The 15,967-nt window shown below is 66.5% G+C and carries 14 protein-coding genes and 1 pseudogene; 7 read left to right on the top strand and 8 right to left on the bottom strand.

The features are described 5' to 3' along the window. Nucleotides 1–4: 4 nt before the first annotated feature. A complete protein-coding gene (locus ACTJKY_RS19385; RefSeq protein ID WP_440847733.1) occupies nt 5–739 on the bottom strand; it encodes an SDR family oxidoreductase in 735 nt (244 codons plus the stop codon). A 113-nt stretch (nt 740–852) separates the two neighbouring features. Here ACTJKY_RS19385 and ACTJKY_RS19380 point away from each other — a divergent pair, with 113 nt between their 5' ends. Continuing rightward, nucleotides 853–1,182: an ArsR/SmtB family transcription factor gene (locus ACTJKY_RS19380; RefSeq protein WP_440847732.1), complete on the top strand. Its 330-nt coding sequence runs from the start codon at nt 853–855 to the stop codon at nt 1,180–1,182. Here ACTJKY_RS19380 and ACTJKY_RS19375 read toward each other — a convergent pair whose 3' ends face one another. Continuing rightward, on the bottom strand, nt 1,183–2,043 hold the full coding sequence (locus tag ACTJKY_RS19375) for an aldo/keto reductase family oxidoreductase (RefSeq protein WP_440847731.1): 861 nt from the start codon (nt 2,041–2,043) through the stop codon (nt 1,183–1,185). It lies immediately after the preceding gene. Nucleotides 2,044–2,134: 91 nt separating this feature from the next. Between ACTJKY_RS19375 and ACTJKY_RS19370 the strand changes: the two genes are divergently transcribed. Continuing rightward, nucleotides 2,135–3,031 (top strand): LysR family transcriptional regulator, encoded by an 897-nt coding sequence (locus ACTJKY_RS19370; protein ID WP_440847730.1) that lies wholly within the window; start codon nt 2,135–2,137, stop codon nt 3,029–3,031. Between the two features lie 277 nt (nt 3,032–3,308). Here the strand turns inward: ACTJKY_RS19370 and ACTJKY_RS19365 are convergent, their stop codons facing one another. Then, complete coding sequence (locus tag ACTJKY_RS19365) at nt 3,309–3,605, bottom strand: putative quinol monooxygenase (protein WP_440847729.1); 297 nt, start codon at nt 3,603–3,605, stop codon at nt 3,309–3,311. Nucleotides 3,606–3,676: 71 nt separating this feature from the next. After that, entirely contained in the window at nt 3,677–4,471 is a 795-nt protein-coding gene (locus tag ACTJKY_RS19360; RefSeq protein ID WP_440847728.1) for a type 1 glutamine amidotransferase domain-containing protein, read from the bottom strand. A 119-nt stretch (nt 4,472–4,590) separates the two neighbouring features. On the opposite strand from ACTJKY_RS19360, the gene ACTJKY_RS19355 reads away from it, so the two are divergent. After that, on the top strand, nt 4,591–5,487 hold the full coding sequence (locus ACTJKY_RS19355) for a LysR family transcriptional regulator (RefSeq protein WP_440847727.1): 897 nt from the start codon (nt 4,591–4,593) through the stop codon (nt 5,485–5,487). Nucleotides 5,488–5,547: 60 nt separating this feature from the next. Here ACTJKY_RS19355 and ACTJKY_RS19350 read toward each other — a convergent pair. From ACTJKY_RS19350 to ACTJKY_RS19335, 4 genes and pseudogenes are all read right to left on the bottom strand, one after another. Next, a pseudogene (locus tag ACTJKY_RS19350) lies at nt 5,548–5,736 on the bottom strand (IS5/IS1182 family transposase); the annotation flags it as partial. Nucleotides 5,737–6,027: 291 nt separating this feature from the next. After that, nucleotides 6,028–7,539, bottom strand: coding sequence for a tryptophan halogenase family protein (locus tag ACTJKY_RS19345; protein WP_440847726.1), 1,512 nt, complete (start codon nt 7,537–7,539; stop codon nt 6,028–6,030). Between the two features lie 94 nt (nt 7,540–7,633). Then, nucleotides 7,634–10,690 (bottom strand): TonB-dependent receptor, encoded by a 3,057-nt coding sequence (locus ACTJKY_RS19340; RefSeq protein ID WP_440847725.1) that lies wholly within the window; start codon nt 10,688–10,690, stop codon nt 7,634–7,636. Nucleotides 10,691–11,041: 351 nt separating this feature from the next. After that, complete coding sequence (locus tag ACTJKY_RS19335) at nt 11,042–11,320, bottom strand: hypothetical protein (protein ID WP_440847724.1); 279 nt, start codon at nt 11,318–11,320, stop codon at nt 11,042–11,044. An 18-nt stretch (nt 11,321–11,338) separates the two neighbouring features. On the opposite strand from ACTJKY_RS19335, the gene ACTJKY_RS19330 reads away from it, so the two are divergent. From ACTJKY_RS19330 to ACTJKY_RS19315, 4 genes are all read left to right on the top strand, one after another. Continuing rightward, nucleotides 11,339–11,923, top strand: a complete 585-nt coding sequence (locus tag ACTJKY_RS19330; RefSeq protein ID WP_125976241.1) for an ANTAR domain-containing response regulator — start codon at nt 11,339–11,341, stop codon at nt 11,921–11,923. Beyond that, nucleotides 11,920–13,134, top strand: a complete 1,215-nt coding sequence (locus ACTJKY_RS19325) for a CmpA/NrtA family ABC transporter substrate-binding protein (protein WP_440847723.1) — start codon at nt 11,920–11,922, stop codon at nt 13,132–13,134. The genes ACTJKY_RS19330 and ACTJKY_RS19325 overlap by 4 nt, the downstream gene beginning before the upstream one ends. Before the next feature lie 226 nt (nt 13,135–13,360). After that, nucleotides 13,361–14,608 carry a nitrate/nitrite transporter gene (locus tag ACTJKY_RS19320; protein WP_440847722.1) on the top strand — a complete coding sequence of 416 codons (1,248 nt, stop codon included), beginning with the start codon at nt 13,361–13,363 and terminating at the stop codon, nt 14,606–14,608. A gap of 56 nt (nt 14,609–14,664) precedes the next feature. Beyond that, nucleotides 14,665–15,870, top strand: coding sequence for an alginate export family protein (locus ACTJKY_RS19315; RefSeq protein ID WP_440847721.1), 1,206 nt, complete (start codon nt 14,665–14,667; stop codon nt 15,868–15,870). Nucleotides 15,871–15,967: the final 97 nt, after the last annotated feature.

The following is a 15,967-nucleotide window of genomic DNA, read 5'->3' as shown; positions in this document are numbered from 1 at the left end:
CTTCTTACGCCGTCGCGCCGCCGTCGATGTTGAGCGTGGTGCCGGTTATGTAGCTGGCATCCGGTCCGGCAAGGAACGCGACCGCACCCGCGATCTCCTCGACCTTGCCATAGCGCCCGAGCGGGATGGCGCCGAGGACCTGCCCCGCGAACTCGCCGTCGGCCGGGTTCATATCGGTGTCGATCGGCCCTGGCTGGATCGTGTTGACCAGGATGTTGCGCGAGGCGAGGTCCTTGGCCCAGCCGCGGGCCAGCGCTGCTACCGCCGCCTTGGTCGCGCTGTAGACCGTGGTCGCCGGGAAGGCCATCTCGCCCGAGATGCTGCCGATCAGGATGATCCGTCCGCCGTCGCGCAGGTGCGGCAGCGCCGCGCGCGTGCCGACATGCAGGCCCTTCACGTTGACGCCGAACTGACGATCAAAAGTGTCGTCGGTGGCTTCTGCGACCGTGGAGAATTCGGCCACACCCGCATTGTGGACAAGGATGTCGATTCCGCCCAGCGCCGCGGCGGCCTGTTCGATACCGCCGCGCTGCGACGCCGGATCGCCGGCATTTGCCTGAAAGGCGAAGGCGGTGCCGCCTGCGCTCTCGATTGCCGCCACGGTCGCGTCCGCTGCCGCCTTGTTACCGGCATAAGTGATCGCGACCGCGGCGCCATCGGCGGCCAGCCGCTTGGCGATCGCAGCGCCGATCCCGCGCGATCCGCCGGTGACGAGCGCCTTCTTGCCTTGAAGTGACATGTAGATACTCCGTAAGATGTGGCCCGCGATCACGGCGTCGTGCGCTGTCGGCAGCTGGGATATGGCGCGGTGGGCCTATAGTTCAATATTCCCGAACTATTAAATTTATCGCGATGCCCTATATCGGTGGCATGGCCCGCTTCACCCACCCAAGGCTGGAAGACGTTCCGCTCGACTTGGCGCTGCACGCGCTGGCCGATACCAACCGGCTGGAGATGGTCGCACGGCTGGCAGCGACCGAGCGGCTGCGCTGCTCGGATGCCGCGCCGTGCGAAGCCATCCCCAAGAGCACGCTGTCCAATCATCTCAAGCTGCTGCGGGCCGCCGGGCTGATCGAGACCACGCAGGTGGGGCGCGAGATGATCAACACGCTGCGGCGATCGGAGTTCGATCGCCGCTTTCCGGGCCTGCTAGACGCGGTGCTTGCCAATCGGCCTGCCTGATCAGCCGCCAATCGCATCGAGCCGGGCGACGGCGTCCTGAGGCAGTGTCAGCGATGCTGCTGCCAGGTTCTCGTGGAGATGCGCCACCGACGAGGTGCCCGGGATGAGCAGGATGTTGGGCGATCGCTGGAGCAACCAGGCGAGCGCGACCTGCATCGGCGTCGCGTCGAGTTGCACCGCAACCTCGGACAGGGTCGCCGATTGGAGCGGACTGAAGCCGCCGAGCGGGAAGAAGGGCACATAGGCGACCCCTTCCGCCGCCAGAGCGTCGATAAAGGTGTCGTCGTCCCGGTGCGCGAGGTTGTACTGGTTCTGGACGCAGACGATCTCGGCAATATCCCGTGCTTCCTCGAACTGCGTCGGCGTCACGTTGCTGAGCCCGATATGGCGCACCAGGCCTTGCCGCTGCAGGTCGGCCACTGCCTTGAGCGGCGTGGCCAGTGATCCTTCCGCCGGGCCGTGGACGTCGAACATCAAGCGGAGATTGACGACCTCCAGCGCCTCCAGCCCGAGATTTTCGAGATTGTCGTTTACCGCGCGGGCCAATTCGTCCGGCGCGAACGCGGGCAGCCAGGACGCATCGTCACCGCGGCGCGCGCCGATCTTGGTGACGATCAGCAGGTCCTGCGGGTAGGGGGACAGTGCCTCGCGGATCAGCCGGTTGGTGACGTGCGGGCCGTAGAAGTCGCTGGTGTCGAGGTGGTTCACCCCTGCCGCCACCGCGGCCCGGAGCACGGCCAGCGCCTCGTCGTGGTCGCGGGGCGGCCCGAACACGCCGGGCCCGGCAAGCTGCATCGCGCCGTAGCCGAGGCGCTTCACCTCGCGTCCGGCGAAGGTATAGCTACCTGCTTGATCGATCATCCGAATTCTCCTTTTCTCAACTGGAGATACGGCTTGCCGAGGCGCGCGATAAGTTGGAGGGATCCGCACGGGCTGTACGGAAATCCGAACGATGAAAGCCGATCTTGCAGATCTCAACGCATTCCTCGCGGTCGCGCGGGCGCGCGGCTTTCGCGATGCGGCGCGCGCCATCGGATCGAGCGCATCGACGCTGAGCGAGGCGGTGCGCCGACTGGAGACGCGTCTGGGCGTGCGGCTGCTCCATCGCAGTACCAGGAGCGTGACGCCCACCGAGGCAGGAACGCGGCTGATCGAGCGACTGGCGCCGGCGCTCGGCGAGGTCGAGGCGGCGCTCGACGTCGTCAACCTGTTCCGCGATCGACCGGCGGGCACGCTTCGGCTCAACGTGCCGGTAAGCGCGGCGCGGCTCGTGCTGCCGTCGATACTTCCGGGATTCCTTGCCGCCTATCCGGACATCCGCGTCGAGATCGTGGCCGAGGACGGCTTTGTCGACTTGGTGGCGTCGGGATGCGACGCGGGCATCCGCTATGACGAGCGGCTGGAGCAGGACATGATCGCGGTGCCGATCGGCCCGCGCGTGCAGCGCTTCGCCACGGCTGCGGCGCCGTCCTATCTCGACGCACGGGGGCGGCCGACCCATCCCCGCGACCTGCTCGACCATGCCTGCCTGTGCGCCCGCTTCACCAGTGGAGCGCTGATCAGCCCATGGGAGTTCGAGCATGGTGGCGAGATTGTTCGGATCGAGCCGCAGGGTCCGCTGATCGCCAGCGTCGCCGGCGCGGTGGATCTGCTGGTCGACGTTGCGGTCGCGGGGGGCGGCATCCTCCACCTGTTCGAGGATTGGCTGCGTCCGGCGCTGGACAGCGGGGCGCTGGAGCCGGTGCTGCCGGAGTGGTGGCAGTCCTTCTCGGGCCCCTTTCTGTATTATTCCGGTCGTCGTCTCGTGCCGCCGCCGCTACGTGCGTTCCTCGACTTCGTTCGTCGCTAGCCATAGCGGCAGTGCTGCGCCCCCATTCGGCCGTCCGAACACGGCGGTGCGCTGCCCGGAAGCTGAAATGCCTCCCCTCGGTTCGCAATTACCCCCTTCGCTGTTACGGTGCGGGCAGCGCCGGAGAGGGATGGGAAGGCGACTGCCTGCCCGAGCAGAACGTCATGGCGTCGTTCAGGTGCTCGCACGACACCCGAGCATCCAGCTTCTCGCTCACTCCAGCGCCAAAGCAAAAGCATCTCATCAAACGGTGATTTCCCGGCAAGCTTGGGGGTGATCAGGCGACGGCGACGGGCGTGAGCGGGATCGCGGTCCGCTCGGCGAGATCTGCAATCTTCGCGGCATAGGCCTGGAAGTGCGGGCTCGCACGGTGGGCGACGACGGCATCCGCATCGACATAGAGTTCGTCGATCACGAAGCGGGCGGGGTCGTCGCGGTCCTGCCAGAGGTCGTAGCGCAGGTTGCCCGGCTCCGCGCGGCTGGGCGCGAGCATCGCATCGAGGAGTTGGCGGAGTTCCGCCACCTTGCCGGCATGGGCGGTGAGGATCGCGACGGTTTTCACCTTGGTGGACATGATGGATTTCCTTTTCGGTTTGAGAGGGGCGGTGGAGCGCAGGCGTAGCGCTCCACCGGTCATGCGGGTGCTCACCCCTGGGCGCGGTCGAGCGCGTCAACCAGCGCGGCGGCGAGCTGGTGGTCCGAGGCGGGATTCTGCCCGGTGATCAGTTCACGGTAGACGACCACGTTCGGCGCGAAGTTGGTCACGGTGACCGAGACGTTGCCGCCCGCGGTGCGCAACGCGCGCTCCATGTCGAACAGGAGCTCGCCCCCCAGCAGATGCTGCTCGGCGATCTTCTCCTCGCTCGCCGAGAACACGGTCATGCCATAGCCGGCATAGACCCAGTCCTGGGCCAGCGCTGCGGCCCGTGCGGTCTCGCCGGCGATCAGCGCCGCGCGATAGGCTGCCGCGTCGGGCAGCGCGGCGAGGATCGCCACGGGCCCGTGGCAGAGCAGCGCCGTCGGCTTCCCGGCCTGATGGAAGTGGCGCAGGATGGTGCCGACATCGGCGTCCTGCATCAGGTCGACGGCGGGCGCGTGGCCGCCGGGGACGAACACACCGGCGAACCGGTCCAGCCCGCCCTCGATCACGGCGCGCAGCGTCTGCACGCTGTTCATCTGCGGCGCGTCAGCGAAGAAGCGGCGGGCGCGATCATAGGCAGCCTGGTCGCCGCCGAAATGGTCGACCGTGTCCGACACAGCGTCGATGATCGGCTTGGTGCCGTCGGGCGTGGCGAGCACCACGTCGTAGCCGGCGTCGATCAGCGCTAGCGTCGGCACCACCGTCTCGTTCAGATACTGGCCGATCGTCGCGCTGCCGCCGCCGCGTAGCTCGATCTGCGTTGCGTTGGAGCCGAGGATGAGAATGGTTGCCTTGGTCATGGGGGGAGCCTTTCCTGCGGTGCGCCGCAACCGCTGCGGCCCCTGCACAATGGCCCCGCAGCACATATTCCAGAAGTTTATCTTCTTGATTGTAGATATGCTGTCAGCAATATGACTGTATGCGCTACGACCTCAACCTGCTGCCGATCTTCGTGGCGCTGATGGAGGAGCGCAGCGTCACCCGTGCGGCCGAGCGGATGGGGATGACGCAGCCGGCGCTGTCCAACGCGCTCGCCCGGCTGCGGCTGATGCTGCAGGACCAGCTGTTCATCCGCGAGCGCTACGGCATCCAACCGACGCCAATCGCGCTGGAGCTGGCGCCCGCAATCGCCGAGGCGCTGGCCCGGCTCGACGATTCGATACTCGGCCAGCAGGAGTTCGATCCCGCCACCGCAGAGCGCCTGCTGACCATCGCGCCCAACGGCTATGTCGAGTTCGTGCTCGTGCCGGCGGTGGTGGCGCGGCTCCAGAAGGTGGCGCCGGGCATCAAGCTGCGGCTCACCCCCTATGGCAACGACCTGGCGGAGACCGGCGTCGTCTCGGGTACGACGGCGCTGGTGCTCGGCCGAGTCATCGATCCGCCTGACAATCTCGTCGTTCAGCATGTGATGGATGAGGGGCTGGCCTGCGTGGTGCGGGCGGGGCATCCCGAGGTGGGGGACAGCATCACCCGTGCGCAGTTCGAGGGCATGAAGCACGTCAACATCGTGCCGCCGGGGCGGATGCGCGCCGGGTTGTTCCAGGCGCTGGCGCAGCAGCAGCTGAAGCGCGACGTGGCGATCTCGGTCACCAATTTCTTTGCGGTGGCGGAGATGATCGCGGTCACCGATTATTGCGCGACCTTGCCGTCGCTGATCTGCCGCAGGCTGGCGCACGATCCCAGGCTGAAGGTGCTCGAGGCGCCAGTAGATCTGGGAACCTTCCCGGTCGAGATGGCCTGGCACGTCCGCTATCGCCATGATCCGGCGCATCGCTGGCTGCGCAACCTGATCACCGAGGTTGCAGCAGAGCTGTAATGGATCTGTAGGGGTTCGCTCTGAAGCCGCTGCGCCTTGCGTATATCATCGAGCAGCGCAGGCGCGCCCGGTATAGTCGCTCACTTGGCCTGCTGTCATAAAGAAGCTCAACACGCGCCCACCGCGTCGGCGATGGCATGGGGCTTCGTGTTCTTGGCGCCTTTGGTACGGCTGATAAGGCGGCCGAGATCCCCTTTTTACTCGCGAGCGCGAGGCCACGCGGTGCGCCTTCAGGTATCTACCAGACAGTGGAGCGCCGGCGCGTTATTAGCCAGGCTGGCGAATGGAGCTGACACCCCTCAAATACACATCTTCCAAAACCGAGATCAATCGACCCCCGACTAAATCGTCCACGACGCCGTGGCACATCATCTACCCCAGTCCGGAATCAGCACGAATGGCCGCAGCCGCGAGCGTTTCGTCGGTGATGAATGAGTTGACTGTAAACCTTCATCCGCTGCTCGGCCGCGCGCGGCGGATCAGTAGCAGGCATGCGCGCATGCCAGGATTGGTGCGGACGCCGGGAGGGCGGTTTGCGCCTTATGCAACAGCGCCGATGCGTTCGAGATACTTCCGGTGTGGCTCGGCCAGCGCCAAGGCGCGGCCCAGCGCCTCCCGCATCCGGCCGAACGCGCCTTCCAGTTCGCCGTCCGTGAAATGATCGGCAAGCGGATCATAGCGCTGGGGCATTAGCTCGAACCCGGCATACATCGACAGCCAGCTGGGATCGCGGAACGACTCCCATTCATAGCGGGCGAACACGCCGCGGCTGCGGAACAGCTGCACCTTGTGCGCGAGTTCCGCCGGCAGCGGGGTTGCGCGGCAGGCATCCCATAGCGGCTCGCCGGTGCGCCGGTTCGCCCAGTAATGGAGCAGCAGGAAGTCGCGGATGCGCGCATATTCGAGCGCGGTGATCCGGTTGAACTCGTCCGCCAATTCGGGCGCGAAGCCGCGATCGGGCATCAGATTGCCCAGCCGCTCGACGCCCGACTGGATCAGCGTGAGGCTGGTCGATTCCAGCGGCTCGAGAAAGCCTGCGGACAGCCCGAGCGCGATGACGTTCTTCTCCCAAACCCTCGCACGGTGCCCAGTGGTGAAGCGCAGGAAGTTCGGCTCCGCGAGAGCATCCCCTTCCAGCCGGCCGCGTAGCACGGCCTGGGCTTCGTCGTCGGAGAGGTGCGCGCTGGCATAGACATAGCCGTTGCCGACGCGGTGTTGCAGCGGGATGCGCCACTGCCAGCCCGCCGCCAGTGCGGTGCTCCGGGTATAGGGCGTGAAGGCGTCCCCGTGTGTACAGGGCATCGCCACCGCGCGGTCGCACGGCAGCAAATGGCTCCAGTCGACATAAGGCACTTCCAGCGTTCCGCCGAGCAGCAGGCTGCGAAAGCCGGTACAGTCGAGGAACAGGTCCGCTTCGATCCGGCTGCCGTCCTGCAGCGTCACGCCGGTGAGGAAGCCGCTTTCGCCGTCCTGCGCAACGCTTGCGACGGTGCCCTCGACGTGCCGCACGCCCCGCCCGGTAGCCACGCGCGCGAGGAAGCGGGCGAACAGCCCCGCGTCGAAATGCACCGCCCAGTCGAAGATGCCGAGATCGTTGGGCGGGTTCTCGGCCGGCGGCATGACCAGCCCGCGCAGCGCCATCTGGGTGGCGAGGCAATAGTCAGCGAGCGGCGTGGCGTCGCCGGCAGCACGGCGCTTCAGCCAGTAATGATGGAAGCCGACGCCGCGCGAGGCGATCCCGTACATGCCGAAGGGATGGAAGAAGCTGTCGCCAGGCCGGGCCCAGTCGCGGAACTCGATGCCGAGCTTCGCCGTGCCCTTGGCCTCGCGCAGCACCTCGGCCTCGCTCACCCCGATCGCGCGGAAATAGTCGCGGATCGCCGGCACGGTCGCCTCGCCGACCCCGACGGTACGGATGTCGGGGCTCTCCAGCAGCGTGATGGTGACCGGCTGTCGGTCGAGCAGCCGCTCGAGCAGGGCGGCCGCCATCCAGCCGGCGGTGCCGCCGCCGACGATCAGGATGGAGCGGATGGGTTGTCCGGCTGCGCGCATGTCCTGTTCCTAGGGCCCGGCCGCGATCGGCGAAAACACTTGGAAAAAACAGCGCCCCGCTCCGCTCGGGAGCGAGGCGATAAGAAGCGTATTGTCAGAACTTGGCGCGGACACCGGCCATGAAGCGACGCTCGTAGATGTTGTTGTAGGCGCGCTCGTCCGGGTAGACGATATAGTATTTCTCATATTCGCCGGTCAGATTCTGTCCCTGGCCGTAGATCGTCAGGTTCGGCGTCATATCGTAGCTGATCGATGCGTCGACGTAATTGGTCGGCGCCTGGTACAGTTCGGATCCGGTCAGCCCATTGACGAAGTTCGACTGGACCGCGCGCTTGGACCGGTAGTTCCACGCAACGCGCGCCTGGATTCCGTGTGCCTGATAATAGATCGCGGCATTGGCCTGGTATTTGGAGTTATCCTGGAACGGAATGTCCTTGCCTGCCAGGTCCTTGTCGCCAGTGCTCGACGGCGAATAGGTGAAGTTCAGGTCATAGCCGAAGTCGCGCAGGAAGGTCGGCATGAAGCCGATATCGCCGAGCGACTGTTTCCACGACGCCTCGACGCCCTTCAGCGTGCCGCCGGCCCCTTGCACCAGCGTGTTGATCGGCACGGTGCGGTTGCGCACCACGCCGTCATTGTCGGGCAGGTCGCTGCGATAGATGATGCCGTTCTGGATGAAGCTCTGCACGTCGATGTAGAAGGCGGCGAGGCTGATCATCGAGGCGCGGCCGATATAATATTCGACCGAGGCATCGAGATTGTCCGCACGCCACGGATCGAGCTGCGGGTTGCCGGCCTGGCTGCCGCCGGTGACGCGGAACAGGCCGGTGGAGGTGTCGATCGCATAGCCCGGGGTCAGGCCGCCGCCCCACTGGTCGAGGTTGAGCAGCGTCATCGTCCGCGCATAGGCGAGGCGCAGGCGCAGCTTGGGCGTGAAGTCGAACGCGAGGTTGAACGCCGGCAGGAAATCGGTGAACTCGCGCTGGGTGCGCAGGTCGCCGCCATCCTGGTTCGACAGGCCATAGGGCAGGGGACCGCCCACCACATTCTGGCGGATGTCAAGCTTGGTATTGATCACCCGCAGGCCGCCATTGCCGCGCACGGTGATGCCGCCCAGCTCCAGATCCTTGAAGTTGAGCTGGGCATAGCCGGACCATTGCCGGATGCCGACGTCGTAGGACGCGCCCGGGTTCAGATGCTCCTGCTCGTTCGGGTAGAAGCCGTTCTGGAACGCCGCGGCATTGTCCATCGTGTGCGGATCGAGGACGTACACCGCCGGCAGACCGCTGCCCGGCAGGTTGTACGGCTTGACCTGGCCGTTGAACACGGGATCGGTCGCCTTGCGCGTCAGCCCTGCCGTGTAGAATCCCGCGCCATCGCCTGCCGAGCAGGTGGAGTCCTTGACCGAGACGTCGAACGCCTTCCACTTGACCAGGCAACCGGCGGCATTGCTCGCGCCCTGACCGGCATAGACCGGTGCCACGCGCTCGAACTGGTAATTGTCGACCGAGCGATCGCTGTAGCGGATGCCGCCGGTGATGTTGAACCCGTCGCTCACGTCATATTCGGCATCGAAGCGCCCGACCTTCAGGTCGGCGCGGCGGCGGTAATTGTCCTCGGACGACATCGTCTTGAGCGCGTAATTGGCCGCGTTGCCGAGCAGCGAGGTCAGCTGGGTCGGCAGGGTGAAGCTGGGCTCGTCGCCGGTATAATCGACGGTCGCGCGGAGCGAGTTGAGCCCGGCGAGCGTGTTCACCGTATAGCCGCCGGGGTTGAAGGCGCGGTCCCCGCCCAGCGCCGCCGGATAGTGGCCGATGCCGCCCGGCTGCCACTGGATGCCGTTGCTCAGGCTGAACTGGAGGTAGCTCTGGTCCTGGTTCTGCGTCGCCTTGCCATACAGGCCGCGCAGCGTCGCGCGGAACTTGCCGCCCTTATCGAAGTGCAGCTCGGCATTGTAATTCTGCGATTCCGACTTCCACTTGTAAGTTTCCGAGTAGGAATCGAAGTTGCCCAGATCGTACTGATACACCTGCGTCGTGTTGACGTGATAGCCGCCCGAGGTCGCGCCCGTGTCCTGCGACTTGAGCGGCACGAACTCCGCGGCCTGCCAGTTCACGTTCTGCATCTGGATGCCGGCGGTGCGGTTATACTGGGTCTGCTTGGTGTAGAAGCCGTCGGCGGTGAAGCTCAGCGCGTCGTTGAGCTTGGCCTGGAACGATCCGTTGACGCCCAGGCGCTGGCGCTGGGTGATCCGGTTCCACGCGGTGAAGCCTTGCGGCACGATGAAGGTGTCGTTGGCATCGCCGTCGCCGTTGACGTCGATCCCGCCAGCCACCGGCGTGCCCCGCGGCCGCGTGGCCGCCGTGCAGCCCGGGGCCTGGGGAGAGAAGCCGCCGCAGCTCGTGGCATCGGCCAGCCCCTCGTTATGCAGCGCGGCGCCATAGCCTTCCTGGATGCCGTTGTGCGAGTTGGACAGTTTGAGATCCGAATAGGCGGCCGAGACGATGAAGCCGACGCGATCGTTCTGCCAGCCGACCAGGCCGTTGACGTTCGGGTCCCAGCTCTTGGTCTTGTCGCCATAGGAACCCTCGGCGGTGGCGGCGAGGGTGAGGCCGCGCTTCAGGTCGAACGGGCGGCGGGTGCGCAGGTCCACCGTGCCGGTGATGCCCGCGTTGAGCAGGTCCGCCGTGGTCGACTTGATCACGTCCGCACCGGAGAAGAGCTGCGACGGGATGTCGTTGAAATTGGGCTGGATCGTCGTGATCGAATTGGCGCCGAGATAAGCTTCGCCGTTGAGCAGCGTGGTCACCTGCGGCAGGCCGCGAATGTTGATCGCCGCGCCTTCGCCCGCGTCGCGGCGGATCTGGACGCCGGTAATTCGCTGGAGCGAGTCGGAAATGGTCACGTCCGGCAGCTTGCCGATGTCTTCCGCCGAAATCGCGTCGACCACCGAGGCCGCGTCGCGCTTCACTTCGATCGCGCGAGCCTGCGAGGCGCGTATGCCGGTAACGACGATCTCGCCCTCTTGTCCGGCAGCGCTGTCAGCGGCCGGTGCGCCATCCTGCGCAAATGCAGTTCCGCTCGCGGCAAGGCAAAGAAAGGAGGCTGCACAAAGCAGACTGCTGCGGCGGAGGCGGAAGGACTTCACCATGTCTCAATCTCCCAGGCAATGGGAGGCGGTGGGGCGCCTTCAAAGGTGCGCAACCTTCCCCTCCCCAGACAAGCGGCTTTTGCCGTCTCGAACTCCATTTGAAATGAAGTGGCGACGCGGTCAACTTAAATAATTCAACTTTTCTTTCTGATTGGTGCGCGTGCCCGGTAGGCCGCCTTTCTAATGAATTCCACTTTTCTGGTAGGCGAATTATCCCGGCATGGCGGCGACAACGCGTCGGGTAAGCCTTTGCCGATGTTGTCTACATGCAGGGACCGCTATGCGATTCGCGCAGGCAGTAATGCGCCGCGCGGGCGGGGAGAAGCGAATAGGGCTTGGGCAGCTGTGCCCCTACTCTCGTAACAAGGAGGCGGTGGCCCCTCTCCAGAAGCGGACGCCGCGCGCAGACAATGGATCAAAGAACCGCTCCAGGGCAGTGCGGCTGTTGTCCATCCAACGCTGCAGGAACGCCGCCACTGGAGGATGGTGCGGCGCGAAGGCATGGAGTTCGTAACTAAGTAGCAGCGTGCGCGGCTCCGCCCAGACTGACCCAGCGTTGATGTCGATGACCATCTGCTCGCCCGCCGATCGTTTGACGCGCCTGCGCTTTGCTGCCAGTTCTTTCCGCAACTGCGAAAGGTGCTCGGGTTGCGGATCGTCATTGTCGATGACAGCGGGGCACGCGCATCGGTCCTCGAAGAGGGGCTGCGCGAGGCGGGCTATGACGACATCCATTTCGTGCCGCCGCGCGGCGCCTTCGTCGCGCGCATCGAGCGGATGGCGCCCGATGTCGTGCTGATGGACCTGGGCAGCCCCAGCCGCGATACGCTCGAGGAAATGCTGCTCGTCAGCCGCGCACTCGCCAAGCCGATCGCGATGTTCGTGGACCAGTCCGACGACACGATGATCGGCGCGGCGATCGATGCCGGCGTGTCCGCCTATGTGGTGGACGGGTTGCGTAAGGATCGGGTGAAGCCGATCCTCGAGCTGGCGGTGCGGCGGTTCACCGCCTTTTCCCGGATGCAGAGCGAGTTGGACGAAGCGCGCACCGCGCTCGCCAACCGCAAGACCATCGACAAGGCCAAGGCGATCCTGATGGCACAACGCGGACTGAACGAAGCCGATGCCTATGCGCTGCTGCGCTCGACGGCGATGAACCAGGGCCGTCGGCTCGTCGACGTCGCCGAGGCGCTGATCACCGCGAGCAGCCTGCTCGGCGGAGGCGCGGCATGACCCCGGTCCGCGCTGCCTTTCTGCCGCTAACCGACAGCGCGGTGCTGGTCGCGGCGCGCGAGATGGGGTTTGCCGAGACCCAAGGCATCGACCTGGAGCTGGTGCGGACCACCAGTTGGGCGACGCTGCGCGACCGGCTGGTCTATGGTCAGGTGCAGGCTGCGCAAATGCTCGCGCCGCTCGCGGTGGCGGTGACGCTCGGGCTGAGCCAGCAGCCCGCCGCGCTTTCCGCGCCGTTCAAGCTCAACAGCAATGGCAACATGCTGGTGATGTCGGGCGAGTTCGCCGCGGCCCTGGAGCAGAACCTGCCCGCGCGACTGGCCGACCCGCTGGGCACGGGCCATGATTTCGCCAGCGCGATCGGCCTGTTCCGCCGCAAGCCGATCGTCGGCATCGTCCATCGGTTCTCGGGCCATGCGCTGATGTTGCGCTATTGGCTGGGTAGCGTTGGTATCGATCCCGATCGCGACGTGGTGCTGCGCGTCCTGCCGCCTTCGCTCACCGTGGAGGCGATGCGGCTGGGTGAGATCGACGGCTTCATCGCCGGCGATCCCTGGCCGGCGGCGGCGATCGCGCAGGGGCTGGCCGAAGCGGTCGCGATCGGCGCGCGAATTTGGCAGCGCGGGGTCGAGAAGGTGCTCGCGCTGCGCACCGACTGGATGGAGGCCAATGCCGACACGGTCGACCGGCTGCTGGTGGCGCTGGCGGCGGCCGCGCGCTGGTGCGACGATCCGGAGAATCGCGGCGAACTGGCGGCATTGCTGGCACGCGACGCCTATGTCGGCGAACCGGCGGAGCTGATCGAGGCGGGGCTGGCGGGGCAGGTGGTGCCGCGCGCGGATGCCCCGGCGGTGGAGCAGCCCGATTTCCTGCTGTTCCACCGCGAGGCGACCGCCTTCCCGTGGCGCAGCCAGGCCCTGTGGATCTATTCGCAGCTCGTCCGCTGGAAGCAGGCCGAGCCGAGCCTCGAGGCCGAGGCGGCGGCCGGCGCGGTATTCCGACCCGACGTGTACCGCCGCGCGCTGGGTGCCAGCGGCGAGGCGATGCCGGGGGCGAGCATGAAGCTAGAGGGCGCGGTGACCGCGCCGATCGGGGTCGGCGCCCATCGCGGCACCTTGACCTTGGGGCCGGATCGATTTTTCGACGGCCGCGTGTTCGATCCGGAGCGGCTCGAAGAATATCTGGCCGGGTTCGGGGCCCCGCGCGGGTAATGCCAAGGGCGATTTCGCCCTAATTTCGCACTTGCAGCAAGCCGCAAACCGCGCGATGATCTCGGAGTCGCGCATCGAAGCGCGCCCATCGGGAGGGCACCCCAACGCCGGGGCCTGCCTCCCCCTCTGAACGCAGCAAAGCCGCTGACCGGATTTCGCACCCATGCGAACGTCCGGCGAGCGGCTTTTTTCTTGTCCTTTTCAGATCGGCATTGGGGAAGTCAGCATGGCAACGGCATTTCTGGATCGAAGCGTGGGACCACGGGTCACCAAGGCGAGCGACGGCAGCTTCTGGCGCAGCGGGCACTGGCCGACGCTGGTTGCGGCCTTCCTGTATTTCGACCTCGCCTTCATGGTGTGGGTGCTGCTCGGTCCCCTGGCGCCGGACATTGCCAGGACGCTCCACCTCGCCGCCGCGCAAAAGGGGCTGATGGTGGCGACGCCGACGCTGGCGGGCGCGCTCCTTCGCGTCGTCAATGGCCTGCTGGTCGATCGTATCGGGCCCAAGCGCTCGGGCGCGATCAGCCAGATGATCGTGATCGGAGGACTGCTCTCCGCCTGGATGCTCGGCGTGAACAGCTTCGGCGGCACGCTGGCGCTGGGCGTAATCCTGGGCTTTGCCGGGGCCAGCTTCGCGATCGCGCTGCCGCTGGCCAGCCGCTGGTATCCGGCCGAGCATCAGGGCAAGGCGATGGGGCTCGCCGGCATGGGGAATTCGGGCACGGTGCTGGCGGCGTTGTTCGCGCCCGCGCTTGCCAAGCTGTTCGGCTGGAACGCCGTGCTCGGGCTCGCCTGCATTCCGCTGGGCATCGTCTTCCTGCTCTATCTGGCGCTGGCCAAGGATGCGCCGAACCCGCCCTCGCCCAAGACGCTGATCGAGTATCTCCACCCGCTGAAGTCGGCGGATGCGTGGTGGCTGATGGGCTTCTACGCCGTCACCTTCGGCGGGTTCGTCGGGCTGGCGGCATCGCTGCCGATCTATTTCACCGATCAGTTCGGGCTGAGCACCGTGGTCGCGGGATATTGCACCGCGGGTTGTGTCTTCGCGGGCTCGCTGGTGCGGCCGATGGGCGGTGCGCTGGCGGACCGGATCGGCGGCGTGAAGGCGCTGACGGGCGTGTTCCTGGTGGCCGCCGCCGCGCTGGCGGGGGTGAGCGTCGCGCCGACGCTGCCGGTGGCGCTCGGCTGCTTCGTCGTCGCGATGCTGGCGCTGGGCACCGGTAACGGATCGGTGTTTCAGCTGGTGCCGCAGCGCTTCCAGGCCGAGATCGGCGTGATGACCGGGCTCGTCGGCATGGCCGGCGGCATCGGCGGCTTCTACCTCGCGTCCTCGCTGGGCCTGGCCAAGCAGCTGGCGGGCAGCTTTGCACCGGGCTTCCTGATTTTTGCCGGGCTGGCGCTGGTCGCGCTGCTGGGTCTGATGCTGGTCAAGGCCTCGTGGCGCGCCCGCTGGACAACCGGCGCGCGTATCTGAATCGGAGAGGGGGGCGGCGCAGGACGAACCGCGCCGCCCCGTTTCGGGGGAATTCCATGCGAACCATCTTCTGCACGGCGGCCGCGCTGGCCGTCGCCGGGCCGGCTTGTGCCCAGGATATCGCGGTGAGGCCGCTGATCGAGGCGCGTACCCGCTACGAGCATGTCGACCAGGACGGATTGGCGCAGGCCGCCGACGCCTGGACGCTGCGCGTGCGCGCCGGTGCCGAACTCAGCAGCGGCCCCTGGGCCGTGCTGGGCGAGGCGCAGGGCAATCTGGCGCTGGCCGGCAACTATGACGACGGTCTGCACGGCGCCGCAAACCGGCCGCTGGTCGCCGATCCGCAGGACGTCGCGATCTACCGCGCGCAGCTGCAATATCGCACCGCGCCGCTGACGGTGACCGCCGGGCGCCAGCGGATCGCGCTGGACGACGAGCGCTTCGTCGGCAATGTCGGCTTCCGCAACAATGCCCAGACCTTCGATGCGGTGCGCGCCGAGCTGGTGCCGCTGAAGGGCGTGAAGCTCGACCTCAGCTATGCCTGGGACGTGCGGACGATCTGGGGCACCGACGGGCGCGGCGCGCGGCAGCGCGGGGTGGGCGGCGATAATGTGTTCGCCAATCTCGGCGTGGCGACGCCGATCGGCACGCTGACCGGCTTCGCCTATCTGATCGACCAGGACGAGCCGGAAGTGCAGGGCTATCGCCTGGCCAGCCAGACCTTTGGCGGGCGGCTGGCGGGCAGCCGCGGCCTCGCGCCGAAGGTGAAGCTGAGCTACCAGCTCAGCTGGGCGACCCAGTCGGACTATCACCGCAACCCCAATCGCTACAGCGCCGATTATTGGCTGGCCGATGCCACGCTCGACCTGCGCGGCTGGAAGCTGAACACCGGCTATGAAGTGCTGGGCGCGTACAAGGGCGCGGCGCTGACCAGCTTCCAGATGCCGCTCGGCACCAACTTCAAGTTCCAGGGCTGGGCCGACAAGTTCCTGACCACGCCGCCCAACGGCGTCCGCGATCTTTATGCCGGCGGCGGCTATGGCTGGAAGAAGTTGGGCAAGGTGGACGCGCTGACGCTGCAGGCGACCTGGCATCGCTTCGAAAGCGATCGGCTCGACCAGCATTATGGCGACGAAATCGATCTGCTCGCCACGGTGAAGGTCAAGAAGACGCTGCTCTCGGCACGCTATGCCCGGTACGAGGCCGATCGGCTGGCGACCGATACCAGCAAGTTCTGGCTGCAGCTGGATTGGAGTTACTGAGCGGAATCGCTTGAGCGGTTCCACGAATCGCGTTATGTTGCAACGCGAAGGACAAGGCTGTCCTTCCCCACATAGCCACGCCAGCCCGATGATGGGC

Source organism: Sphingomonas sp. 22176, assembly GCF_052045505.1.
In the GTDB taxonomy this organism is placed as follows: Bacteria; Pseudomonadota; Alphaproteobacteria; order Sphingomonadales; family Sphingomonadaceae; genus Sphingomonas.
Note: the sequence above shows the minus strand (reverse complement) of the source record. Positions and strands in the feature narration are given on the sequence as shown.

Excerpts from the sequence above, each read along its gene's own strand:
- ACTJKY_RS19385 (WP_440847733.1), bottom strand. The coding sequence starts at position 739 with ATGTCACTTCAAGGCAAGAAGGCGCTCGTCACCGGCGGATCGCGCGGG.
- ACTJKY_RS19380 (WP_440847732.1), top strand. The coding sequence starts at position 853 with ATGCCCTATATCGGTGGCATGGCCCGCTTCACCCACCCAAGGCTGGAA.
- ACTJKY_RS19375 (WP_440847731.1), bottom strand. The coding sequence starts at position 2,043 with ATGATCGATCAAGCAGGTAGCTATACCTTCGCCGGACGCGAGGTGAAG.
- ACTJKY_RS19370 (WP_440847730.1), top strand. The coding sequence starts at position 2,135 with ATGAAAGCCGATCTTGCAGATCTCAACGCATTCCTCGCGGTCGCGCGG.
- ACTJKY_RS19365 (WP_440847729.1), bottom strand. The coding sequence starts at position 3,605 with ATGTCCACCAAGGTGAAAACCGTCGCGATCCTCACCGCCCATGCCGGC.
- ACTJKY_RS19360 (WP_440847728.1), bottom strand. The coding sequence starts at position 4,471 with ATGACCAAGGCAACCATTCTCATCCTCGGCTCCAACGCAACGCAGATC.
- ACTJKY_RS19355 (WP_440847727.1), top strand. The coding sequence starts at position 4,591 with ATGCGCTACGACCTCAACCTGCTGCCGATCTTCGTGGCGCTGATGGAG.
- ACTJKY_RS19345 (WP_440847726.1), bottom strand. The coding sequence starts at position 7,539 with ATGCGCGCAGCCGGACAACCCATCCGCTCCATCCTGATCGTCGGCGGC.
- ACTJKY_RS19340 (WP_440847725.1), bottom strand. The coding sequence starts at position 10,690 with ATGGTGAAGTCCTTCCGCCTCCGCCGCAGCAGTCTGCTTTGTGCAGCC.
- ACTJKY_RS19325 (WP_440847723.1), top strand. The coding sequence starts at position 11,920 with ATGACCCCGGTCCGCGCTGCCTTTCTGCCGCTAACCGACAGCGCGGTG.
- ACTJKY_RS19320 (WP_440847722.1), top strand. The coding sequence starts at position 13,361 with ATGGCAACGGCATTTCTGGATCGAAGCGTGGGACCACGGGTCACCAAG.
- ACTJKY_RS19315 (WP_440847721.1), top strand. The coding sequence starts at position 14,665 with ATGCGAACCATCTTCTGCACGGCGGCCGCGCTGGCCGTCGCCGGGCCG.